The sequence below is a fragment of the Micromonospora sp. CA-249363 genome (genome assembly GCF_050950185.1).
GTDB lineage: Bacteria > Actinomycetota > Actinomycetes > Mycobacteriales > Micromonosporaceae > Micromonospora.
The window spans coordinates 1,639,813-1,662,937 of the sequence record NZ_CP192020.1 but is presented as its reverse complement, the minus strand read 5'-3'; the positions used below and the strand labels follow the sequence as shown (position 1 = coordinate 1,662,937).

Genomic DNA, 23,125 nt, shown 5'->3' with positions numbered 1-23,125 from the left:
GTACGTCACGACGTTGTAGGTCCTAGCCACCCTCTTGGTGCCCCTTCCCCTCGGGCTACCAGGGTAGCGGCCCCTTCCGGAGCCCTCACCCACCGGCATTGACCCGCTGGCCCATGGCGGGTATCCACGACAGGCAGTACGCTGCACAACAAGCATGCGATCTGGGCGATTTCGGGGGCTTTGCACTCGGTGCCGACGATGCGCGGCTCCCTTCACGTGGTAGCACCTGACGACCCGCGGGAGGCCAACCGTGACGCGACAAGATGCGACACAGCGCACCGTCACGACCCCGGACGGACGGCACCTCGCGGTGGAGACCTCCGGCGCACCGGACGGGCCCGCGGTCTTCCTGCTGCACGGCACCCCGGGCAGCCGCAGCGGCCCCCGGCCCCGGGGCATCGTCGTCCACCGCCTCGGCGTGCACCTGGTCTGCTACGACCGACCCGGCTACGGCGACTCCGACCGGCGCGAGGGTCGGCGGGTGGCCGACGCCGCGGCCGACGTGGCGACGATCGCCGACGACCTCGGCATCGAGCGGTTCTCGGTGGTGGGCCGCTCCGGTGGCGGGCCACACGCCCTGGCCTGTGCCGCGCTGCTGCCCGACCGGGTCACCCGGGCCGCCGTGCTCGTGGGTCTCGCCCCGGCCGGCGCTCCCGACCTGGACTGGTACGCGGGCATGGCGCAATCGGACGTCGAGGACTACGGGCAGGCCGACGAGGACCTGGCCGCGCTCACGCTCAACCTCAAGGTGCGCGCCGACGAAGCCCGCCGGGACCCGATGACGCTGCTGGACTTCCTCCGCCCCCAACTGCCCGACGAGGACATCCGGATCGTCGACGACGTCGCGATCCGCCGGCTGCTCACCGACACGTACTCCGAGGCGTTGCGACACGGCCCCGAGGGTTGGATCGACGACGTGCTGGCGATCCGGCGCGGCTGGGGGTTCGACCTGGGCGCCATCCGCGCGGAGGTCCGGCTCTGGCACGGTGAGCAGGACCGCTTCTCCCCCGTGGAGCACTCCCACTGGCTCGCCGCGCGGATCCGGCGCGCCGAGGTACAGGTGCAGCCGGGGGCCGGGCACTTCGGGGCGGTGGAGATCCTCCCGCAGACCCTGACCTGGCTGGCCACGTCGGCCCTCGCGACAGGCCCTCGGCTCTGACCGCCGACTCGGCACGGCCCGATCGGTGGGCCGGCCGGGACGACCGACCCGCCCGCCGAACGAGTCGATCAGAGCAGGTGCGGGTCGATCACCCGGACTACCAACCGTCGCTCCCGCAGGGTCCGTACGCTGGGATGCTCCGCGCCGATCACCACGGCCAGCCGGTCCGCCACGACGCCGACGTCCTCGGCGCCGCTGTCGCCGACCCGCTGGGCCACCAGAGCGAGATCGCCGAGGCAGCGAAGCGTGTCGGGGTGCTCCGCGCCGATCACCGCGGCCAGCCGGCCGGCGGTCTCCCGCAGCCGGTCCCGCGCCGACTCCCCGTCCCCCTCCTCGGCGAGGCACACCGCCTGGTTGACCTCGGCCGCGAGCGTGTGCGGGTGGTCGGGGCCGAGCACCTTACGCAGCTCACCGACCGCCCGGGCCGCCGACGCGAGTGCGTCCGACTTGCGGCCGAGCGCGCGTTCCGCCGCCGACATGTTGCTCACGGTCGCCAGGACGTGCGGGTGCTCCGGGCCGAGCCGGAGCAGATCCTCGAACGCCTGGCGCACGGCGGTCAACTCGGTAAGCGCCCGGGCCGCCTCACCGACCGCCAACAGGTTCGCCGCGCGGCTCGATCGGCACGCCACCGTGTCCGGGTTGTCCGGCCCGAACCGTTCGTCCAGTTCGCGGTACGCCGTCTCGAACATCGGCGCGGCCTCACTCCCCCGACCGCAGCTGCGTAGGGACAGCGCCAGGTTGACCTGCGCCGCCAGGGTCTGGCTGTCCTGCGGCCCGAGCACCTCGCGGTACGTGTCGTACACCGTGCGCAGCAGGGTCGCCGACCGTTCGTACTCGCCGGCCTCGCGCAGATCGCTACCCAGGTGCACAGCGGAGAGCAGCGTGTCCGGGTGGGTGGGGCCGAGCACCAGTCGCTGCCGTTGGTGCACCTCCTCGTCCCACCGGCGGGCCGACCGGTGGTCCCCGACCAGCCGGTACGAGACGGCGAGGTTGCTGGCCGCGCTCAACGTCCGGGGATGGTCCTCGCCGAACAGCTGGACCCAGGAGGCGTAGGTGGACCGGTCCCGTTCCAGCGCCTCGGCGTAGCGGCCGAGCGCACGCAGGTCACCCGCGAGACTGCCGACGGTCATCAGACTGTGCGGGTGCAACGGACCCAGCAGCCGCTGCTGCTCGGCCAGCACCGCCTCGTTCAGCTCGCGGGCGTCCGCGAACCGGCCCATGCTGCGCAGGATGTTCGCCCGGTTGAACCGCAGGTGCAGCAGTTGTCGGCTCAGCGCCGTGGCCGCGCCCTCGTCATCGAGATCCCGCAGCCGCGCCGACCAGCTGTCGTCCACCTGCTGACTGAACGCGTCGGCCTGCTCGAGGCCGCCGCGCTGCCACAGGTAGCGGACGCGGTCGATCAGCAGCTGGCACACCGACTCGTCGGTACAGATCACCGCCTCGGAGACCTCCAGGTGCGGCCAGAGCATGCGCAGTCGGGGCCAGGTGGTCGGGTCGGCCACATCGCCGCTCGGTCGGGACGCGGCCAGCACCAGGTGCGCCTGGTGCCGGGCCATGGCGATCTCGTCGTCGGTCATCCGGCCCCGGACCACCGCCTGCAACAGCCGGTGCACCTGGACCCGACCGCCCTGCGCGTCCAGTTTGAGCAGCGCCAGCCGATTGATCTGCTGGACCAGGGCGCCGCGCATGAGCCGCTCCGACACCGACGGGTCGAACGGCACGAGGGCGGCCGCCATCTCGTCGCTGTAGATCAGGTCGAGGGCGATCTCCGGAGCGAGCACCGAGCAGAGCTGCAACAGTCGGTACGCGGCGGGCGCCTGGTCGTGCAGCCGGTTCAGCGACAGGTCCCAGGAGACCTCCACGGAGAGCACGCTGGGGCCGTGCCGCTCGATCTGCCGCAGGTAGTCGGCCACCGGCGTGCCCGTGTCGGCGAGCCACGCGCCGGCGGCGGCCACCGCGATCGGCAGGTCGCCGAGCGTCTCCGCCACCCGGTCGGCCTCCTTCGCGCTGATCGCGGGCACGCGCTGGGCGAGGTGGGCGACGCTCTCCGCCCGGTCGAAGACGTCGACCTGGATCGGGTGCGCCCGGTCAGCCCAGGCGCTATTACGGGAGGTCAGCAGGACGTGCCCGGGCCCCCGGGGCAGGAAGGGCTCGACGTGGTCGAGTTCCTCGGCGTTGTCGAACACGATGAGCCACCGCTCGTACGGCTCGCCGCGGCCCAACATCTCAAGCAGCGAGCGGACGGTGTCGGGCAGGGTGGGCCCGGTGGTGATGCCGAGCCGGGCCGCCAGGTCGGCGAGGGCGGTGTCGATGAACTGCGGCGGATCCGCGACGACCCACCAGACCACGTCGTAGGCGGCCTTGAACCGGTGCACGTACTCCAGGGCGACCTGCGTCTTGCCGACGCCGCCCATGCCGGCCAGCGCGACCGGCAGCACCGCCGTGCTGCCTCCGCTGCGCAACTGCGCGCGTAGCTGCGCCAGGTAGTCCTCGCGGCCGGTGAACCGGGCGTTGCGGTTGGGCGCGTGGAAGATCAGCGGCTCGGTCCCGGGATAGCGGGCGCCTCCGCCCGCCGGGGCGTCCCCGGGCGAGGGCACCGGCCGGCCGACCAGGCGCAGCACCCGCTCCACGGCCGTCGCGGCGCTCACGTTGACCAGGTTGGTCGAGCGCGGGCCCGGGAACTCCGCCAGTGGGCGCAGGTCAGCGACGTACACGGCGAGGGCTGTCGAGCCGGTCCTGGTGTCGTAGGCCGGCAGAGCGCCGGGCGGCGCCGCCACGTAGGCCGGCGAGACCACCGTCAGCGTGCGCGGGGCGGGCGTGCCGGCGGCCGACGCCGGGTCCACCACCTGCATACCAGCCGAACTGAGCACCCGTTCCAGCCACTCGGCCCAGACGGCATCCTCCGGGGCGCAGCGGAGCACGATCTGGTTGTCGAAGGTCTCGCTGCGCCGGTGGAAGCGGGCCTTGACCCGCTCACGTACCGCCTCGTCCATCGCCGGCAGCGCGGTCACCGCGCCGTCGGTGAGGATCCCGGTCAACGTCTCGAACGCGGACAGCAGCGACGAGGGCGAGCCGGGCGGATCGACGAACGTCGCCAGCTTCTCCTCGTACGCGTAGAACGGCCGGTACGGGATCTCCACGGCCGCCCAGTACCGGTGCCGCTCCGCCTCGGTCAGGCCCGTCGGCAGACCGGCGAACCGGCGCACGGCCAGCAGGCGGCCCGCCTCGGCCCGCTCCCTCTCCGCCTCGTCCACCCGCATCGGCACCGGAAGCACCCGGATGTCGCGCCGCCGGTGGCGGTCCCGCACCAGGTGCGCGACCCGGGCCGCACCGTCGACGCCCTGGTCGCTGAGGGTGAAGCAGGTGACCAGGGTGTCCGGCAGGTCCAGCGTGCAGATGTCGGCGACGTCGCTCAGACCCGCTCGGCTGTCGATCAGGGTGACGTCGTACCGCCGCTTCATGTCCGCCCGCAGCGCCTCGAAGAACTGCGCCCCGCCCAGCCGGTTGTAGAAGCTGTCCCAGTCCAGCCCGCTCACCGGGGCCGCGTAGTCGCTGTTCTGCCGGCCGGCGGGAAGGAAGTCGAGCGTGCCACCGTCCGGGAAGTTCCACCGCAGCGGGAGCGCGTGGCGGCCGACCCTCGCGTGTTGCTCCATCCAGTTGTCCGGCCGCTCGCCGACGCGGGAGGTCTCCCACTCGTAGTCGCGGATCATGTCGATCACGCCGCTGGCGCCCGCGATCGTCTCGGCGTCGAGGAAGGGGTGAAAGTAGCGGTGCAGGCCGGGTGATTCGAGATCCCAGTCGGCGACGAGCACCCGCCGGCCGCTGGCCGCGAGGATCCAGGCCACGTTGGCCAGCGCCATCGTCCGGCCCGTCCCACCCTTGTACGAGTAGAACGTGACGACCTGCCCTTCGCGATCGGTCTCCATGACTTTCCTCCGGTCCCGGAGTCGCATCGGTCAGAAGGGGTGGGGGTCGACGATCCGGGCGACCAGCCTCCCCTCCCGCAGCGCCCGCACGCTCGGGTGTTCGGCCGCGACCACCCCGCCCAGTTCCACCACCTGCGTGGTGATCGTCGCGGAGGGTCGGTCGCCGTCGCTCTCGCGCGCGACGAGCGCCAGGTTCGCCAGGCAGCGCAGAGCGTCCGGGTGGCGCGGACCGGAGGTGGCCACCCAGCGGTCGGCGACAGCGCGGAGGCGTTCGAGCGCGGCCTGCCGGTCGCCCTCCTCGGCGAGGCAGATACCGAGGTTCTCCTCCGCGGCGAGGGTGTGCGGGTGGTCCGGCCCGAGCACCTCACGCAGCGCGGTGGCGGCCCGTTCGGCTGTCGCGCGCGCCTCCGTCACCCGACCCACGGCCCGCTGCGCCGCGGCGAGGTTGCTGAGGGCGCCCAGCGTGTGCGGGTGCAGGACCCCCAGCCACTGCTCGTAGATCCTCGCCACCTGCTCCGCCTCGGTCACCGCGCGATCGGTCTCGCCCAGGGCCAGCAGATTGGCCACCAGGGCGGCGCGGCAGATCAGGGTTTCCGGATTGTCCCGTCCGAACTTCTCCTCCAGCACCGGGTACGCCGCGTCGAGGAGCCCCGCCGCCTCCGTCGGGTGGCCTGCGCTGCGCAGCGATACGGCGAGGCTGACCTGGGCGTTCAGGGTGTCCCCCGCCTCGCTGCCGATCTCCTTGAGGCTCGCCAACTGGTTATGCACGGTACGCAACAACACGACGGACTTGTCGTACTCGCCGGCCTCACGCAGGTCGCGTGCCAGCTGGGCGGCCGAGTGCAGGGTGTACGGATTCTCCGCCCCCTGCACCGCCCGGCGGAGCTGGAGCACGGCCTCGTCCCGAACCCGTGCCGATCGGAAGTCACCCACGAGGCGGTAGGAGTGGGCGAGGTTGTTGGCCGCGGAGAGCGTCCGCGGATGCTCCTCGCCGAGCTCCTCGCGCCAGGCGTCGTAGGTTTCCCAATCACGTTCGATCGCCTTGGTGTACCGACCGAGAGCCCGTAGGTCGGCGCCCAGGCTGCCGGCGGTCATCAGGGTCTGCGGGTGCCGGTCGCCCAGCAACGCCCGCTGCTCGTCGAGGACCTGCTCGTCCAGGGCGAGGGCCTCGTCGTAGCGGGCGAGTGCCCGCAGCACGTTCGCCCGGTTGAAGCGCAGGTGCAGCACCTGTCGACGCAGGGTGGCCAACTCGTCCGTGCCGTAGAGGCGATTCAGTCGCAGCGACCACACCGCGTCAACCTCTTCAGCGAACGCGTTCGCCAGGTCGAGCTCACCCTGACGCCAGAGATACCGCACCCGGTCGATCATCAGTTCCCGGGCCGACTCGTCATGGCAGCGCACCGCGCCGGACGCCTCGATGTGCGGCCAGAGCGTCCGGAACCGGTCCCAGGTCTGCGGATCGTCGGCGTCGCCGCGAGGCCGGGACGCCGCCAGCACCAGGTGCACCTCGTGCCGGGTCTCGGCGACCTCGTCCGCGGTCATCCCCTCCCGGACAACCGCCTGGAGCAGGCGGTGCACCAGCACCCGCCGCTTCGGCATGTTCATGGTGAGCAGGGCCGACCGGTTGATCCGTTGGACCAGCGCCCCACGGACCAGACGTTCCGAGACCGACGGGTCGAATGGCGCCAACGCCTGCGCCATCTCGTCGCTGTGCAGCAGATCCAGGTCGATCTCCGAGGCCAGCACGGAGCAGAGCTGCAACAGTCGATATCCCGCCGGTGACTGCGTGCGCAGTCGCGCCAGTGAGAGATCCCAGGTGGCCTCCACGGACAGTGCGCTGGGACCGTGCCGCTCGATCTGCTCCAGGTACGCGTCGACCGATGTGCCAGCGTCCGCCAGGTACGCCCCGGCGGCGGCCACCGCGACCGCCAGGTCTCCGAGCGCGTCGGCGATCCGGTCCGCCTCCTCGTCGGTGAGGGAGGGCACCCGGCGCCGCAGGTGGACGACGCTCTCCGCGCGGGCGAAGACATCGACCTGGATCGGGGTGGCCCGGTCCCCCCAGGCGGGGTTGCGGGAGGTGAGCAGCACGTGCCCGCCGCCGCGCGGCAGGAAGCGTTCGACCAGGTCGACCTCTTCCGCGTTGTCGATCACCAGCAGCCATCGCCGGGGCTCACCCCGCCCGAGCGCGTCCAGAACCGCGTTCACGTCGTCCACCCGGTTCGGATGGCCACCGACGCCGAGCCGCGCGGCGAGGGCCGCCAGCGACTTCTCCACGTCCGCGTCGGCCGACTCCGTCGCGCCGACGGTGATCCACCAGACCACGTCGTACGCGGACTTGAACCGGTGCACGTACTCCAGGGCGAGTTCGGTCTTGCCGACGCCACCCATCCCCTGCAGAGCGACCGGCACGGCGGCAGCCCCGCCGCCGATCAGGTGCCGGCGCAGGATGGCCAGCTCGCCTTCTCGACCGGTGAACCGCGCGTTGCGGTTCGGGGCCTCGAAGACGGCTGGCTCGGCGGCCGGAAAGCGCAGGCCGGCATCGCCGGGACCGTCGGCGCGCGACGGGGGTGGGCGGTCGACCAGCCGGAGCAGTCGCTCCGCCGCCGTCGTCGCGCTGACGTTGACCAGATGGGTGGAGGAGGCCACCGCGAACTCCGCGAGCGGCCGCAGGTCGCTCACGTAGGCCGCCAGCGGGGTGGTGCCGGCGACCGGGTCCCGCGGGGGCAACGCGGCGGGAGGCAGAGCCACGTAGGCGGAGGAGAGGATGGTCAGCGTACGGGCCGGTGGCTGGACGGTGGGCTCGGCCGGCTGGGTCCAGTCGACGACCCGCACGCCGGCGGAGCTGAGCACCCGCTCGATCCATTCCGCCCAGACCGCGTCCTCCGGGGCGTAGCGGAGCATGAGGTCGTCGTCGGGGAGTTCGTGGCGGCGCCGGAAACGCGCCTTTTCCCGCTCGCGCACCGACTCGTCCATCGGCGGCATCGCACGCACCGCCCCGTCGGTCAGCTCGGCCGTCAGCGTTTCGAACGCCGCCAGCAGCGAGGTGGGCGAGCCGGGCCCGTCGCCGAAGGTCGCCAGCGTCTCCTCGTACGCGTAGAACGGCCGGTAGGGCACCTCCACCGCCGCCCAGTAGCGTCGGCGGTCCGCCTCCGTCATGCCGGTGGGGAGCCCGGCGAAACGGCGCATCGCAAGCGCCCGCCCGGCGTCGGCCTTCTCCTTCTCCGCCTGGTCGACCCGCATCGGCACCGGCAGGATCCGGATGTTGCGACGCGGATAGTGGCCGGCGACGGCGCGTGCGACCTGGGCGGCACCCTCGATGCCCTGGTCACTGAGGGTGAAGCAGTCGACCAGGACATCCGGTAGGTGCAGTGTGCAGATGTCGGCGACGTCGCTGAGCCCGGTACGGCTGTCGATCAGGGTGTAGTCGTACTCGCGCTTCATGTCCGCGCGCAACGCCTCAAGAAACCGTTCGCCACCCAGCCGGTGGTAAAAGGTGTCCCAGTCCAGGCCGCTCACCGAGACGGCGTAGTCGCTGTTCTGCCGACCAGCGGAGAGGAAGTCCAACCCGCCGACGCCCGGGAACTCCCAACCCAGCGAGAATGCGTACCGGTTGACCCGGGCGTACTGCTCGACCCAGCCCTCCGGCCGTTCCGCGTTGCGCATCGTCTCCGACTCGTAGTCGTGGATGAGGTCGATGACCCCGCCGGTGCTGCCGACCGCCGCCACATCGAGGAACGGGTGGAAGAAGCGGTGCAGGCCGGGCGATTCCAGATCCCAGTCGGTGACCAGCACACGCTTGCCGTTGGCAGCCAGGATCCACGCGACGTTGGCCAGCGCCATCGTCCGGCCCGTTCCGCCTTTGAACGAGTAGAAGGTGACTATCTGACCGTCGCGCTCATTGCTCATCGGGCATCTCCGGGGCTTCGAACGATGACGAGACCGAGGTGCGCAGGCTGGGTGGCCGGGTGCTGGGCACCGCTGCCGGGAACACCGCGCCGTGCTTCAGGTACAGCCGTCGGGCCTCGGTCACCAGTGCCGGTATCAGTCCGGCGAACTCGTCCATCCGGCCGACCCACCGGGCCCGCGTCACGCCGGAGTCCTGCAACACGCCGAGCGCGAGCCGCGCCAGGTCCGCGCCGCGCTGCGCGTCGCGCGGGTCGTCGGCGTCGGTCACCAGGAGCGGCACCGCCCACGGCGGAAGCGCCCGCGCGGCAGCCCGCAGGGCGGCCACGCCGCCGGGACGCTCGGTGATCCACGGATCGATCAGGACCAGGCCCGGACGGACCTCGAGCAGGTCCTCGGCGTCGGCGAAGTCAGTGGTACGCACCGGCAGACCGAGTCGCTCGGCGGTGCTCGCGGCGTAGTCGGCCAGGGGAAGTTCCTGTCGTGCCCCGAACGGACGCCACAGCCGACTGCGGTCGGCGTACGAGGACGCCTCCCGTCCCTTTGGCGGTTGGTCCCACGTGGGCGCCAGCACCGCGACCACGAACGCCGGGTCGGCCGAGGTCTGCCGCGAGACCTCGTCCAGATCCGGCGCCCGCGACGGGCGCAGCCAGAACCGTCGGGTGGGCTCCACGATCCGCCGCGCCAGACGCCGGAGCAGGAGCTGATACTGCTCCCGGTAGGCGCCGAGCATGCAGAGCGCGCGCATGCCGTTCTCGGCGTACGCGGGGACGTCCCGTCCCAGGTCCAGTGCGCTGCCGAGTTCGGGATGGTTGTCCCAGCTGGGGACCGGGATCCAGAGGACCGGCACGACGTGTTCGGCCGGCACGACGGGAGGCACCGGCGCCGCGTCCGCGACGGTGCCCAGCCGGGCGAGGAACGACTCCTGCTCGCCCAACGCCCACGGCCGGTTGAAGTAGCCCGGCGAGTAGAGCGGCACGAACACCTGCGCCGCGCCCAGGGCGCCCGCCAGGGCCGCCTTCACATCGGCGCCCGGTGGTATGTGCTGGTCGATGAAGCCGATCTCCACGCCCGGCCGTGGCGCCGCCAACCGACCCACCTCACCGGACAGGTCAGCGAAGAACCGACCGACCCAGATATCGGTGTCGGTGCGGGCGCTCTGCACCGGCGCGGAATGCGCGTAGCTCAGGAAGAAGTAGGTCTCACGCGTCGGCGCCGTCCCGGCGGCAGTGCGCGGCATCATACGGCTGCCTCCTCGTCGAAGAGCGTGTGCAACTCGTCGACGCCCTTGGGCACCATCGGGTGTACCCGGTAGGTCCGATGGATAGCAACCACCCGCTGGGCGAGACGCCACACCACCGCGCGGTACGCCTGCTCCATCTGCATGGTCAGCAATCCGTAGACCCCCTCCTGCTCGTACTGGCGCGCAACGGTGTTGTCGTCCGGTATCGCGGTCGGCGAGAACCGTTGGATGGCACGGATGCTCGGCGGCAGTGACGCCTCGGCGGTCGGTGACCAGTTGACGGGCACGATCGCCGTCTCGTGCGCGGAGGCGCCCGGACTGCGCGGTTCGATCCTGCGTCGCGCGAAGGCGTGCCACTCCATCGCGCACCATGCGCTGCTGAGGAAAGCGCTGGACACCAACGGGATGAAAACCTGGCAGGTGCCGGCCGCGTTCAGCAGCTCGGGGGTCCATCGCTCACCACCGGAGAGCGTGCTGTCCATGAAGCCGGGATCAACCCCGGTCGGCAGCCCGACCAGCTCACTGACGTGGGTGGAGAGGTCGTCGAAGAATCGGCAGACGTACTCCTGGGGATTGTTGCCGGCCCGCCGTACCGTCGGACGGGAATAGCTCAAGAAGAACAGCGGGGATCCCGTGTCAACGACCGATACCGCTTCGCTCACCGTCGTTCCTCCGCCGTCCGGAAAGCGACCGGGATCTCAGCGTAAGGCGTTCGTCAATGGCGCGAGCTGATCCGGTTGCTGACGAACCACTTTACGGCGAAGTCCACTATGGGGGGTATCGGCAGCAGCCGGGCGACGGCCCGCCCGACCGTGCCGCGATGCACGAACGGCTCATCGTCCAGTCGTGCGCCGAGGGCGCCGAAGTCGCTGTCGTCCAACTCCGGTGCGACGAAGTCGCAGCGCAGCCGCCTTCCGTCCACCTGACGGTAACAGCGGTAGGCCTGGGTCGGAACGCTCGGCAGCCGATACTCCGCCAGGTGCAGAGCGCTGCACGCGTCGTACTCGACCCCGAGGAGCAGCACGAAACCCCCGCTGTCGTACATCCGACCAATCGGGGACCGCTGCCCCAGGTGAGAGTCCAGGACATGGTCGGCGGTCAACAGGACCGCCCGGCGACCGACGGCGGCGAACGAGGTCTGCGGATGTTCGCTGCGGACGGCTCCCGGCAGGAGGCGCACGTACTCGGCCAACGCGCCGACGCCCTGCGCGGGCGTGCGCCCCCGGTCCCAGCCCGGCATGGCCGCCTCGTACCGGAGCCGCTCGTCGGCGCTCATACCCCGGGTCGCCTCATGCCACGTACGCGAGGTCGTCGAGTTGCCCGCGTTGTGTGTCGGTACGACGAGCGTGCCTTCCGGGCCGAGCACCGCGTTCAGCGCCTCGACCAGCGTCTCCGCCCCCTTCGCCAGTGGGCCCACCCGGCGTAGCGACGAGTGCACCAGGACGTCCTGCCCGGCGGCGAGACCCACCGCACGCAGGTCGGCGGCGACGGTGCCGACGTCGAGCGGGGGCGTCGGCGACTCAGCCACGAACCAGCTCCGCCAGCCCACGCCCCATGGTCGCCACGAAGCGCTCACCGGCTTCGGTCAGCGAGCCGCTCGCCGCCAACGCGTCGAGTGCCCGGCCCGTCCAGTCGCGGAAACGGTCGGCGTGAGTCGCGGCCATCGGATCGGCAGGTCCCTCGGCGACGACTCGGGCGTGCCACACCTCGGCCACCGCCAGATGCGCATATGCGCCCTGCAGCACCGCCTCCGCCGGGCGTGGATCGGGGCGCCAGCCCACCGGCAACCGTACGGGCGATCCTGGTTCGACCAGGTCGTACAGGTCCAGCACCGCCCCGAGCTTGGAGTGCTGCCACTCGTGCACGAGCAGCACGGCGAGCGCCTCGGGGACGGCCACCGGGCCCGCCGCCACGGCTCCGAACGCATCACGGGCGGTGGCACTGCGCAGCGCGGCCGTGGGCGAGGTGTCCAGCGGAACAATCGCTCGCATTCCTCTGCTCATCCCCTGTGCGTGGTGGGGGACGTCCCGTTCGACAAGCCGCCATGCCTCGGTGACCGTCCGGGCCAGAGCGGCCGCCGGCTGCTCCGCCAGGCGCTCCCGCACCGGCTGCCCGTAACAATCCCTTGCCGGGTCGAGGTCCTCGATGATGAGCCCGTGGATGGGCAGCCCACTTCGCCGGGTCGGTCGCCAACCTGCGGGCCAGCTGCCCGGCTCGTCCAGGCTGACGTCGTACGCCTCGGAGTCGGCGAGCAGCCGGAAGCCGCCGGAACGGACGGTGAGCACCACCGCCTCGATCCCCGTGAACGGCAGCCGGAACGCCCCCAGCGTGGGCAGGAAGACCTCGCCACCGACGACGGGGAGTTGCACGTCGGCGGCGATCCCCGCCCGGACGGCGATCGCGGCGGCGATCGCGGCGAACGGGTCCGGTTCGGGGGAACGGGGTGCGGGTGGCCCGGCACTCCGTTGCAGCAGCCGCGTCATGCGAGGGCGGAGGAACGGATGTGTCAGCACGGTGCGGACCGCCTCGGGCGCGGCGGCGTCCAAACGGACGAGGAGGTCCCATCCGGGGCCGGGAGTGGAAACCTCCCGGACGGCCGCGAGGAGCGCACGGCCGATGGCCAGCTGGGAGTTCACCAGGAATTCGATGGACTCCGGGCCACCGTGGCCGCGCGCGAGATCGTCCAGCATCCACTGCGTGTCGGGCGACGCCAACACGGGTCCGGGCGGGTGCTCGTCCATGATCGAAATCAACTTTCGGAGATCGGCGCAGTAGACCGACGGGTTGTCGAAGCCGGCGCCGGTCCGGTAGCGATGCGCGTACAGGCCGCCGCCACAACGGGCGACCACCGGGCAGGACCGGCAGATCGCCGAAAGCCCCGCCAACCCCGTCTGCCGCACGGCCACACCGGGATGCCGCGCCGCCTCGTCCACCGTGTGGTCGAAGACGTTCAGGTTGGTGCCCGCGGCGCCGTCGTACGCCACCTTCAACGAATCCGCCTGCTCCCAGGCGCCGTCGGTCTCCACCACCAGCAGGTCCGCTGGGCCGAGTCCGACCGCCTCGGTGCCTGCGGTCGTCCCGCCCGGAAGCAGCGCCTCGAACAGGCGGATCGACACCGGACGACCGTCGTCCACCCAGCGCCGGTAGATCCGGCCCAGCCATTCGGCGTAGGGGGTCGGGACGCCGCCGGGCCGGGGCGGCGGATGATCCCACGTGTGGTGCGGTAGGAGCAGGTCGATCCGGGGTGGCTCCTCGGCCAGCAGCGCGGCGTAGACCGCCTCCGGGTCATTGGCGACGTCGACCGTGCAGAGGATACCGGCGTAGCAGGCGCGGTACTTCGGGCTCCGAAGCAGGGCAAGGGCTCGCCGGACCGGATCGTGGCTGCTGGCGCCGTTGGCGAAACGACGGTGCCGGTCGTTGGCGACGCGGTCGCCATCCAGGGAGACCCCCACCTTGACGTCGTACTCGACGAAGAGGTCGCAGAACGCCGCATCGAGCCGGACGCCGTTGGTCTGCAACCGCACGTCGAGGGGGACACTCGGGTCGATCGCCGTCCGCAGCCCGCTGAGGATCCGCCGCATCCGCACCGGACCGAGCAGCAAGGGTTCGCCGCCGTGCAGCACGACGTGAACCACCGGCAGTCCCTGCGCCCGCGCATGTTCGGCTATCCGGGCCGCGGCCACGTCCAACGTCTCCGCCGTCATCTCGCGCGGTCGACCCCGCCAGGTCTGGTCGGCGTGCTCGTAGACGTAGCAGTGATCGCAGCTCAGGTCGCAGCGGCTGTGCACCTTCAGGACGTACTGGCCGATCGCGGCGCTGGGCCGAGCCGGCACGGTTCGCCCAGCCGTCATAGGCTCAGATGGCCGAGTTGAAGGCCGCGACGGGCACGGTCGTCTCCGCCGGTCCGGTGATCGGGGGGAGGACGCGGCGCAGGAGCACGTCGACCGTCTCGGGGTGCTCGGTCGCGACCTGGTCGAGCCGAGTCCTCAGGATCGACGCGATCGGGTCGGGACTCCGACCGGCGGGCGGTGCGGGCTTCTGGTCCACAGTGAGTCTCCGGGTCCCGTGGGCACGCCACGAGAGGTGTGATGGTCGGCCCGAGGGCCCTGACGCGCCACCAGAATAGGCAACAGCCCCAACGATGTCATCGTTGGTCAAGTAGCGCACGAGACGTGAAGGAGCGCACATGTGCCGGAGCATCAAGACGTTGCGGGAGCCGTTCACCCCGCAGGTGACCGACGCCGACATCGAAGCGGCGGCGTTGCAGTACGTCCGGAAGATCTCCGGCTTCCGAGCGCCCGCCGCGCACAACGCCGCCGCGTTCGAGGCCGCCGTGGCCGCCGTGACCGAAGCCACCCGCACCCTGCTCGACCAGTTGGTCGTGCGGGGTGGGTCGAACGCCGCCGATCGACCGGCCGCCACCGTCACCGGGCGCGGCTGACGCCCCGCCCCGCCGGCTCGGGTTGAACGGCCCGGCTCGGCTTCAGCGGCCCGCCGGCTCGGCTTGAGCCGCCCGGTCGGTTCGGTGGCGGTCAGGCCGCGGCGAGGACCGGCGCGACGGTGTCGGGCGCCCAGCGCGAGCGATGACACTGCGACCAGCCCCGGCAGCCCGGGTCGCCCAGCGAGCAGAGCCGTCGCCGGCTGAGCACCTCGCCGTCGTCGGTGTCCCGGACGTCGAAGTGCACCGGGCGGACCGTGCCGTCCGGTGCGACGAGCAGGTGCCGGCTGGCGTCGAGCGTGTCGTCCCGCAGCAGGCAGTCCCGGCCCAGCAGCCGGGCCAGCGCGGCGATGCTGGCATGCTCGGAGAGCCGCTCGGGCACCCCGTAACAGTCGATCACCGTCGGGAACTCGCCCGGCGCCTGCCAGACGTCACACACCACCGCGTACGCCGGCAGTCGCGCCGGGTCCGCCGCGGCCAGCGGCATCACCACCCGACCGAGCGCCTCGGCCAGCGCCGGGTAGACCTCCACGGGTCGTACCCGGTCGATTCTCCAGTTCCACAGCTCGGTCATTCCGCCTCCTCGCTGCGTTCGTCCCACCGGCCTCCGGATCGGGCCTTACTGACGATGGTGGGGGGCATTTGACCCCAGCCGGGGGCAAGTTACCGGTCTGTGACCATTCCGGGCAAAATTTCCCTGAGCGGCATTGCTCGGAGTAGCGGGAAGGTGACAGTTTATCGGGTATCGTGCGCCGACCGAACCACCGGGGCCGCGTGTCCCGGCACCGGTCAGCGCAGGACGACCAGATGCTCCCCGCGGGGCAGCAGCTCACCGACCACGGGCGCGCCCGGCAACTCACCGGCCACCAGCAGACCGCCGGACGTCTGCGCGTCGGCCAGCAGCAGCCGCTCCCCCTCGTCGGCCGCGCCGAAGTCCGTCCACGGGGTGACCCACTCCAGGTTGCGGCGGCTGCCGCCACTGACGTACCCGTCGCGCAGCGCCTCCCGCGCGCCCGCCAGGTACGGCACCCGGGCCGTGTCGATGGCCACGGTCAGCCGGCTGGCACGGGCCAGCTTCGAGGCGTGCCCGAGCAGGCCGAAGCCGGTCACGTCGGTGCCGCACCGGATACCGGCGGCGACCGCGGCGCGCGCGGCGTCCCGGTTCAGCGCGCTCATCGAGGCGACCGCCTCCGGGAAGCTCTCGCCGGTGGACTTGTGGCGGGTGTTGAGCACGCCCACGCCGAGCGGCTTGGTCAGGGACAGCGGTATCCCGGCGCGGCCGGCGTCCAGAGTGATCAGCTCTTCCGGTCGTACGGTGCCGGTGACCGCGAGCCCGTACTTGGGACCGTCGTCGTCCACGCTGTGCCCGCCGGCCAGGTGACAGCCCGCCTCCCGCGCCACGTCCTGGCCGCCGCGCAGCACCTCCCGGGCCAACTCCAGCGGTAGCACGTCACGCGGCCAGCAGAGCAGGTTCAGCGCCACCAGCGGGGTGCCGCCCATCGCGTACACGTCGGACAACGCGTTGGCCGCGGCGATGCGCCCCCAGTCGTACGCGTCGTCGACGACCGGGGTGAAGAAGTCCGCGGTGCTGACCAGGCCGGTGCGCTCGTCCAGGCGGACCACCGCGGCGTCGTCGCCGTGGTCCAGGCCGACCAGCAGTTCGGCGGTGCCGGTGGCCGGGCCGAGGCCCGCGACCATGGTCTCCAACTCGCCCGGCGGGATCTTGCAGGCGCAGCCGCCGCCGCGCGCGTAACGGGTCAGCCGTACGGGTTCCGTCATCTCCCCATGATCTCGGCAACCCGGTGCCGTCGCCACCGTGACGGCCCGGCGGTGGCCGAAACCGGACCCCCGTGGACGATCGTGACCGGTGTTACCGCTCCGTGACCAACTGGGTTGCGTTCCGCCACATCACGCCGCCTACAGTTGCCCAACCGGGGGTCGACCGACCCCGCTCCGGGGAGACGACAGGGACGGTGGACGACGTGACGACGGGCGAACCGCTCATCGTGCTGGACGCGGTCAACAAGTGGTTCGGACCGCTGCACGTACTGGACGACGTCTCGCTGTCGGTGGGTCGGGGCGAGGTGGTCGTGGTCATCGGCCCGTCCGGCTCCGGCAAGTCGACGCTGTGCCGTGCCATCAACAGACTGGAACCGATCAACTCCGGCACCATCACCTTCGACGGCCAGCCGCTGCCCGCCGAGGGCAAGCCCCTCGCCCGGCTTCGCAGCGAGGTGGGCATGGTCTTCCAGTCCTTCAACCTCTTCGCCCACAAGACCATCCTGGAGAACGTCACCCTCGGGCCGATCAAGGTCCGCAAGGAGAAGCCGGCCGTGGCCCGCGAGCGCGGTCTGGCCCTGCTCGACCGGGTCGGCATCGCGAACCAGGCGGACAAGTTCCCCGCCCAGCTCTCCGGAGGCCAGCAACAGCGGGCGGCGATCGCCCGGGCCCTGGCCATGCAGCCCAAGGCGATGCTGTTCGACGAGCCCACCAGCGCCCTCGACCCGGAGATGGTCGGCGAGGTGCTGGACGTGATGACGTCGCTGGCGCGCGACGGCATGACCATGGTCGTGGTCACCCACGAGATGGGCTTCGCTCGGCACGCCGCCAACCGGGTCATCTTCATGGCCGACGGCCAACTGGTCGAGGACGCCCCGCCCGCGGAGTTCTTCGCGAACCCGCGCAGCGACCGGGCCAAGGACTTCCTCTCCAAGATCCTCACGCACTAGGCGTCCGTAGTGGAGCGCGCCGCACAGGGGCGGGCTCCGTCGAAGAAGGAGAAGAGTATGCGTATGACGCGCGTGGCGGCGGTCGCCATGATGGCCTCCCTCGCCCTGTCCGCCGCGGCCTGCGGCAAGGAGGGTGAGCCGACGCCGAGCGCCGGTGGGAACGCCTCCGGCGCCGCCCAGGGCGACACCTGCAAGAGCTCCGGCGCGACCTTCACCCCGAAGACGGACGCTGCCGTCGCCGGCAGCCCCGCCTTCGAGAAGATCAAGACCGCCGGCACCGTCTCCGTCGGAGTCAAGTTCGACCAGCCGAACCTCGGCTACAAGGACGCCCAGGGCAAGCGGTGCGGCTTCGACATCGAGATCGCCCAGTACGTCGCCAGCACGCTCGGCATCGACCCCGCGAAGATCCAGTACAAGGAGATCGCGTCGGCCAACCGGGAGACCGCGATCAAGGGCGGCGAGGTCGACTACTACGTCGGCACCTACTCGATCACCGACAAGCGCAAGAACGACATCTCCTTCGCCGGCCCGTACTTCGTCGCCGGTCAGGACCTGCTGGTCCGCAAGGACGAGTCGTCGATCACCGGCAAGGACACCCTCAAGGGCAAGAAGGTCTGCTCGGCCACCGGCTCGACCCCGATCCAGAAGGTCCGCGACGAGGGTCTGACCGAGGCGAACAACATCGTCGAGTTCAAGACCTACTCGGAGTGCGTCTCGCAGCTGCTGGACAAGAAGGTCGACGCCGTCACCACCGACGACGCAATCCTCAAGGGCTACGCCGCGCAGGACCCGGACGGCCTCAAGGTGGTCGGCCAGCCGTTCAGCACGGAGAAGTACGGCATCGGTCTGCCGAAGGACGACAAGGCGCTGCGCGACTACGTCAACGACCAGATCGAGGCGGCCTTCAGCAACGGCACCTGGCAGAAGATCTACGACGGCACGCTCGGCCTGTCCGGCTCGGCCGGCACCCCGCCGAAGGTCGAGCGGTACTGATCGACCGGCTCGACACGAGTTGCGGCGCCGGGCGGGGTACGTCCCCGTCCGGCGCCCGTGGAGAGGGACTGAGAGCGAGGCATGGGCGAGTTCTTCCGCGTACTGACGGACAACGGGCAACTGTTCGTCGACGGGTTCACCAACACCGTCAAACTCTTCCTGATCGCCGCGGTCGGCAGCCTCGTCCTCGGCACGCTGCTCGGCGCGATGCGGGTCTCCCCCGTGCCGGCGCTGCGCGCGTTCGGCGCCACGTACGTCAACCTGGTGCGCAACACCCCGCTGACGCTGGTCTTCGCGTTCCTCGTGTTCGCGGTGCCGAAGCTCGACGTCAACTTCGACTACGACACCAGCGCCGCCATCGCGCTGACCGTCTACACCTCGGCCTTCGTGTGTGAGGTGATCCGCTCCGGCGTCAACACCGTCGCCGCCGGGCAGGCCGAGGCGGCCCGCGCCCTGGGCATGACCTTCAGCCAGGTGCTCTCCCTCATCGTGCTGCCGCAGGCGCTGCGCGCGATGGTCCCGCCGATGGTGAGCGTGTTCATCGCCATGCTGAAGAACACCACGATCGCCGCCGGTTTCTCGGTGCTGGAGGCCGGCGCGATTCCCGCGTACATGGCCGAGCGGGGCGAGCCGCAGTTCGCCGTCCTGCTCTGGATCACCATCGGCTTCCTGATCCTGATCCTGCCGCTGGTGGCGTTGCAACGGTTCCTCGAACGCAAGTGGCGGGTGGCGCGGTGAGCCCGGCTGCGGCGAACGGAAGGTGCGCGGTGAGCGCGAGGAGTGAGCTTGCGAGCCCCGCAGTCGCGAACGGAAGGTGGCTGAGTTGAGCCAGGCATCGGTCCTCTACGACCTGCCCGGGCCCCGCGCCAAGCGGCGCAACGCGCTCCTGGGGGTCGTCTCCACGGCCGGCATCATCGCGCTGCTCGCCTACATCGGCTACAAGTTCGCCGACACGGGCCAGTTCGAGGCCCGCAAGTGGGAGCAGTTCCAGTACGCCTCGGTGCAACGCGAACTGCTCGGCGGCCTGTGGGCGACGCTGAAGGCGGCCGGCATCGCCGCGGTCCTGGCGCTGCTGTTCGGCGCGATCTTCGCCAGCGGTCGCCTCAGCGACAAGTGGATCCTGCGGGCGCCGTCGACGTTCGTGGTCGAGCTGTTCCGCGCGATCCCCCTGCTGATCCTGATCTTCTTCGGCTACTACGTGCCACTGCAGTACGGCTGGTCGATCGACAAGCTGTGGGCGCTGGTCATCGGGCTGATGCTCTACAACGGCTCGGTGCTCGCAGAGATCTTCCGCGCCGGCATCAACGCGGTGCCGTACGGGCAGACCGAGGGCGCGTACGCGATCGGCATGCGCAAGAACCAGGTGCTACGGCTGATCCTGCTGCCGCAGGCCGTCCGGTCGATGCTCCCGGCGATCGTCAGCCAGCTCGTCGTGCTGCTGAAGGACACCGCGCTGGGCTTCATCATCACGTACCCCGAGCTGTTGTTCGTCGGCAAGCAGATCGGCGGCCGGTTGCCGTTCGGGCTGCCGTACGTGCCGACGTACCTGATCGTCGCGACGATCTACATCGCCATCTGCGGCGCGCTGTCGATCCTGGCCTGGTGGTTGCAGAAGCGGATGGGCCGCGCCCCGCGCACCGCCGCGAAGGTGCTGCCCGCCCAGGACGCGGGCGCGGACTCGGCCCGGATGATCTGACCGGGACCAGCACGAACAACGGGCGGGTGGCCTCAGCCACCCGCCCGTCGCGCGTCTGTCGGTCAGCGGGCGATCTCGGTGACCCGGGACTCGCGGACCACGGTGACCCGGATCTGACCCGGGTAGGTCAGCTCCTCCTCGATCTGCTTCGCCACGTCGCGGGCCAGCACGGCCGCGCCGATGTCGTCGACGTCGTCCGGCTTGACCATCACCCGGATCTCCCGGCCGGCCTGCATGGCGAAGACCTTGTCCACGCCGAGCTTGCCGGCCGCGATCTCCTCGATCCGCTCCAGCCGCTTGACGTACGCCTCGAGGCTCTCCCGCCGCGCGCCCGGCCGACCTCCGGAGCAGGCGTCGGACGCCTGGGTGAGGACGGCCTCGATGGTCTGCGGCGGCACCTCGTTGTGGTGCGCCTCGATGGCGTGCACCACGTCCTCGTGCTCGCCGTACTTGCGGGCCAGGTCGGCGCCGATGATGGCGTGGCTGCCCTCGACCTCGTGGGTGAGCGCCTTGCCGATGTCGTGCAGGAACGCCGACCGCTTGATGGTGGGTACGTCCAGCCGCAGCTCGGCGGCCATGATGCCGGCGATGTGCGCGGTCTCGACGAGGTGCTTGAGCACGTTCTGGCCGTACGAGGTGCGGTAGCGCAAGCGGCCCAGCAGGGTCACCAGCTCCGGGTGGATCTCGGTGATGCCGACCTCGACCAGGGCGTCCTCGGCGGCGCGCAGGCAGAGCTGCTCCACCTCCTGGCGGGCCAGGTCGTAGACCTCCTCGATCCGGTGCGGGTGGATCCGCCCGTCCAGCACGAGCTTTTCCAGGGTGAGCCGGCCGACCTCGCGGCGCACCGGGTCGAAGCAGGAGAGCAGCACCGCCTCGGGGGTGTCGTCGATGATCAGGTTGACGCCGGTGACCGACTCGAAGGCGCGGATGTTGCGGCCCTCGCGGCCGATGATGCGGCCCTTCATCTCGTCCCCGGGCAGGTGCAGGACGCTGACCACGCTCTCCGCGGTCTGCTCGCTGGCGACCCGCTGGATCGCGTCCACCACGATGTGCCGGGCCCGCTGCTCGGCGGTGTTGCGCGCGTCGGACTCGATGTCGCGCACCAGGAGCGCCGCCTCCCGCTTGGCGGACGTCTCGATGGCCTCGATCAGCTCGAGCCGGGCGGACTCGGCGGTGAGGCCGGCCACCCGCTCCAACTCCCGGCGGCGCAATTCCTCCGCCTCGGCCAGTTCGGCCTCGCGCTGGGCGAGCGCGGACTCCCGGGTGCCGAGGGCGGCGCTGGCCGCCGTGAGCTGCCGCTCCCGCTCGGCGAACCGCTCCACCTCCTCGGTGTGCAGTCGCTCCCGCTCGTCCATCCGAGCCGCTCGACGCTCCACCTCCGCAGCCTGTTCGCGGGTGGTGGCGGCGAGCACCGCGACCTCCCGCTCGCCGCTGCGACGCGCGGCCGTGCGGAGCTGCTCGGCGTCCGCCTCGGCCTGCTTGTGCGCCCGTTCCAGCACGGTGTCCGCCTCGGCGCGGGCGTCGTCGAGCACGCGCCGGGCCTCGGCCCGGGCCGCCTTCGCCTCGGCCTTGGCCGCCGCCGCTTCGGCACGGGCCGCGGAGGCGGCGGACTTCGCCACGTCGATCGTGCTGTTCGCCTGGTCTGCCGCGTCGCGCAGGGCGGCCAGGGACTGCTCCTGACGGTCCTTCTCGGCGATGAAGGCGGGATCCTCCGGGACGGGCGCCGAGCCGATCCGGCGCAGCGTCCGGATGCCGACCAGCACCGCCGCGACCACGACCACGGCGAGGATCAGGACGGCCGCGAGGAGCACCACGTCGAGGGCGTTCATGCCGGAACCCCGCGAGGTCCATCCGTGCGCCTGTGCCGCCGCCCCGCCATGGCCGCCTCCCCTGAACGTCATGACCGCAGCGACCGTGCCCAGGGCACACTCCTGCGGCTGTGGACGCCCGACCGGAGCGGCTGGCCGTAGATAGCTCTCTCCGCCGGCGGTGCCCTCGGGCATCGTCGGCGACCGGGTGCAGTTGTCGCGGCGTCCCGGACCGGCCAGTCCGGAACTGCCGCCAAAGGCCGTGGAGCCGGCCAAAGTGATGCTGTTCTGTTACGAGATCTATGTTGTGCGCTTAGCCTGCGATGGTCGGGCAATGTGAGCCTGTATGGCGAGGCTAGGTCTCCGAGGGCGGTCTGGTCAAGGACTCATGATCAAACCCCCCGAACGGAGAGAAGTTGAAGCGTCACGCAAAGCTGATGTCGTGTCGGACACGGCAGGACAAAGACGGCGAGCCGACGCCTCGATTCGGATGTCGTGCCTGTTCAGCGGCGGCGGCACCCTGCGCGGAGCCGACTCTGTGATACCGGCGACCCGATCCGCGCGCGCGGCGGCGCGGCGCGCACTCGCACCATCGGCGGATTGTCGATCATCTGACCTTCCCATACCGTCCACCCATGCTGCGGAGGTTGCTCCTGTTCGTGGGTGTGTTGGCGTTGTCGTTCGGTGCCGTGGTGGTGTTCGCGAACTGGCGAGCGACAACCGGCTCGGACGACCCGGCGGCGCTCAAGTCCGGTGAGCGGACCACCACCGCGGACGGGCGGATGAGCTTCACCGCGCCGGCGGGCTGGACCAGCCGTCCCTGCCCGCCGCGGGGCGAACCCGACTGCATCCAGGTCTCGCCGAAGGCGGGGGGCGACGGCGACATGGTCATGCTGGTGACCACCGAGCCGAACCCGGTGGAGGGCTCACCGATGGACCTGTTCCTCGTCGACGACCCCGCCGTCGTGCCATCCGATCCGACGGTCCGACGACTCACGCTCGACGGCGCGAAGGCCGTCCGGCTCGACGCCTACAAGCTCCCGCCCGGGCCGATGGCGAACATGGAGGAGTTCCCCGGCGTCCAGGACGTGATGGTCTTCGGCGTCATCCCCGACAGCACCGACGAATTTATGATCATGTGTCGGCACGGCGTGCTGCCGGCGGCGCAGATGCGGGCCGGCTGCGACCTGATCGTGGAGAGTCTGCGCTTCCCTCGCTGATCCGACGGTC

17 protein-coding genes are annotated in these 23,125 nt (G+C 71.2%); 7 read left to right on the top strand and 10 right to left on the bottom strand.

All coding sequences use genetic code 11. The annotated features are described in order from the left end of the window. The first annotated feature begins 250 nt into the window (after positions 1 to 250). Positions 251 to 1,159 (top strand): alpha/beta fold hydrolase, encoded by a 909-nt coding sequence (locus ACQPZK_RS07755; protein WP_433537628.1) that lies wholly within the window; start codon positions 251 to 253, stop codon positions 1,157 to 1,159. Between the two features lie 68 nt (positions 1,160 to 1,227). On the opposite strand, the gene fxsT (ACQPZK_RS07750) is transcribed toward ACQPZK_RS07755, so the two are convergent. The 7 genes from fxsT (ACQPZK_RS07750) to ACQPZK_RS07720 form a co-directional block, all read right to left on the bottom strand. Next, positions 1,228 to 5,085, bottom strand: coding sequence for an FxSxx-COOH system tetratricopeptide repeat protein (gene fxsT, locus ACQPZK_RS07750; RefSeq protein WP_433537627.1), 3,858 nt, complete (start codon positions 5,083 to 5,085; stop codon positions 1,228 to 1,230). 30 nt (positions 5,086 to 5,115) lie between these two features. Next, positions 5,116 to 8,991, bottom strand: coding sequence for an FxSxx-COOH system tetratricopeptide repeat protein (gene fxsT, locus ACQPZK_RS07745; protein ID WP_433537626.1), 3,876 nt, complete (start codon positions 8,989 to 8,991; stop codon positions 5,116 to 5,118). Continuing rightward, positions 8,981 to 10,231, bottom strand: coding sequence for a TIR-like protein FxsC (locus ACQPZK_RS07740; protein WP_433537625.1), 1,251 nt, complete (start codon positions 10,229 to 10,231; stop codon positions 8,981 to 8,983). Before ACQPZK_RS07740 ends, fxsT (ACQPZK_RS07745) begins: the two co-directional genes overlap by 11 nt. After that, positions 10,228 to 10,845, bottom strand: coding sequence for a TIR-like protein FxsC (locus tag ACQPZK_RS07735; RefSeq protein ID WP_433537624.1), 618 nt, complete (start codon positions 10,843 to 10,845; stop codon positions 10,228 to 10,230). Before ACQPZK_RS07735 ends, ACQPZK_RS07740 begins: the two co-directional genes overlap by 4 nt. A 101-nt stretch (positions 10,846 to 10,946) precedes the next feature. After that, complete coding sequence (locus tag ACQPZK_RS07730; RefSeq protein ID WP_433537623.1) at positions 10,947 to 11,759, bottom strand: aminoglycoside N(3)-acetyltransferase; 813 nt, start codon at positions 11,757 to 11,759, stop codon at positions 10,947 to 10,949. Next, entirely contained in the window at positions 11,752 to 14,082 is a 2,331-nt protein-coding gene (locus ACQPZK_RS07725; RefSeq protein ID WP_433537622.1) for an FxsB family cyclophane-forming radical SAM/SPASM peptide maturase, read from the bottom strand. The genes ACQPZK_RS07730 and ACQPZK_RS07725 overlap by 8 nt, the downstream gene beginning before the upstream one ends. A gap of 4 nt (positions 14,083 to 14,086) precedes the next feature. Next, a complete protein-coding gene (locus tag ACQPZK_RS07720) occupies positions 14,087 to 14,278 on the bottom strand; it encodes a hypothetical protein (protein WP_433537621.1) in 192 nt (63 codons plus the stop codon). A 139-nt stretch (positions 14,279 to 14,417) separates the two neighbouring features. Between ACQPZK_RS07720 and ACQPZK_RS07715 the strand changes: the two genes are divergently transcribed. After that, the gene (locus tag ACQPZK_RS07715; protein WP_433537620.1) at positions 14,418 to 14,672 is read left to right on the top strand and encodes a DUF2277 family protein; all 255 of its coding nucleotides are present in this window, start codon (positions 14,418 to 14,420) and stop codon (positions 14,670 to 14,672) included. Positions 14,673 to 14,763: 91 nt separating this feature from the next. On the opposite strand, the gene ACQPZK_RS07710 is transcribed toward ACQPZK_RS07715, so the two are convergent. Next, on the bottom strand, positions 14,764 to 15,243 hold the full coding sequence (locus tag ACQPZK_RS07710) for a hypothetical protein (protein ID WP_357122620.1): 480 nt from the start codon (positions 15,241 to 15,243) through the stop codon (positions 14,764 to 14,766). 215 nt (positions 15,244 to 15,458) lie between these two features. Next, on the bottom strand, positions 15,459 to 16,448 hold the full coding sequence (gene selD / locus ACQPZK_RS07705; RefSeq protein ID WP_433537619.1) for a selenide, water dikinase SelD: 990 nt from the start codon (positions 16,446 to 16,448) through the stop codon (positions 15,459 to 15,461). 194 nt (positions 16,449 to 16,642) lie between these two features. On the opposite strand from selD, the gene ACQPZK_RS07700 reads away from it, so the two are divergent. The 4 genes from ACQPZK_RS07700 (at position 16,643) to ACQPZK_RS07685 (ending at position 20,087) form a co-directional block, all read left to right on the top strand. Further along, positions 16,643 to 17,398: an amino acid ABC transporter ATP-binding protein gene (locus ACQPZK_RS07700; protein WP_421475094.1), complete on the top strand. Its 756-nt coding sequence runs from the start codon at positions 16,643 to 16,645 to the stop codon at positions 17,396 to 17,398. 57 nt (positions 17,399 to 17,455) lie between these two features. After that, the gene (locus tag ACQPZK_RS07695) at positions 17,456 to 18,391 is read left to right on the top strand and encodes a glutamate ABC transporter substrate-binding protein (RefSeq protein WP_433537618.1); all 936 of its coding nucleotides are present in this window, start codon (positions 17,456 to 17,458) and stop codon (positions 18,389 to 18,391) included. Positions 18,392 to 18,472: 81 nt separating this feature from the next. Beyond that, on the top strand, positions 18,473 to 19,129 hold the full coding sequence (locus tag ACQPZK_RS07690; protein WP_433537617.1) for an amino acid ABC transporter permease: 657 nt from the start codon (positions 18,473 to 18,475) through the stop codon (positions 19,127 to 19,129). An 85-nt stretch (positions 19,130 to 19,214) separates the two neighbouring features. After that, positions 19,215 to 20,087 carry an amino acid ABC transporter permease gene (locus ACQPZK_RS07685; protein ID WP_433537616.1) on the top strand — a complete coding sequence of 291 codons (873 nt, stop codon included), beginning with the start codon at positions 19,215 to 19,217 and terminating at the stop codon, positions 20,085 to 20,087. A 62-nt stretch (positions 20,088 to 20,149) separates the two neighbouring features. Here the strand turns inward: ACQPZK_RS07685 and rny are convergent, their stop codons facing one another. Then, positions 20,150 to 21,916, bottom strand: coding sequence for a ribonuclease Y (gene rny / locus ACQPZK_RS07680; protein WP_433537615.1), 1,767 nt, complete (start codon positions 21,914 to 21,916; stop codon positions 20,150 to 20,152). Positions 21,917 to 22,530: 614 nt separating this feature from the next. Between rny and ACQPZK_RS07675 the strand changes: the two genes are divergently transcribed. Then, entirely contained in the window at positions 22,531 to 23,115 is a 585-nt protein-coding gene (locus tag ACQPZK_RS07675) for a hypothetical protein (RefSeq protein WP_433537614.1), read from the top strand. Positions 23,116 to 23,125: the final 10 nt, after the last annotated feature.

Coding starts and splice junctions, on each gene's coding strand:
- ACQPZK_RS07740 (WP_433537625.1), bottom strand. CDS start 10,231: ATGATGCCGCGCACTGCCGCCGGGACGGCGCCGACGCGTGAGACCTAC.
- fxsT (WP_433537627.1), bottom strand. CDS start 5,085: ATGGAGACCGATCGCGAAGGGCAGGTCGTCACGTTCTACTCGTACAAG.
- rny (WP_433537615.1), bottom strand. CDS start 21,916: ATGAACGCCCTCGACGTGGTGCTCCTCGCGGCCGTCCTGATCCTCGCC.
- selD (WP_433537619.1), bottom strand. CDS start 16,448: ATGACGGAACCCGTACGGCTGACCCGTTACGCGCGCGGCGGCGGCTGC.
- fxsT (WP_433537626.1), bottom strand. CDS start 8,991: ATGAGCAATGAGCGCGACGGTCAGATAGTCACCTTCTACTCGTTCAAA.
- ACQPZK_RS07675 (WP_433537614.1), top strand. CDS start 22,531: ATGCTGCGGAGGTTGCTCCTGTTCGTGGGTGTGTTGGCGTTGTCGTTC.
- ACQPZK_RS07710 (WP_357122620.1), bottom strand. CDS start 15,243: ATGACCGAGCTGTGGAACTGGAGAATCGACCGGGTACGACCCGTGGAG.
- ACQPZK_RS07695 (WP_433537618.1), top strand. CDS start 17,456: ATGCGTATGACGCGCGTGGCGGCGGTCGCCATGATGGCCTCCCTCGCC.
- ACQPZK_RS07715 (WP_433537620.1), top strand. CDS start 14,418: ATGTGCCGGAGCATCAAGACGTTGCGGGAGCCGTTCACCCCGCAGGTG.
- ACQPZK_RS07725 (WP_433537622.1), bottom strand. CDS start 14,082: ATGACGGCTGGGCGAACCGTGCCGGCTCGGCCCAGCGCCGCGATCGGC.
- ACQPZK_RS07690 (WP_433537617.1), top strand. CDS start 18,473: ATGGGCGAGTTCTTCCGCGTACTGACGGACAACGGGCAACTGTTCGTC.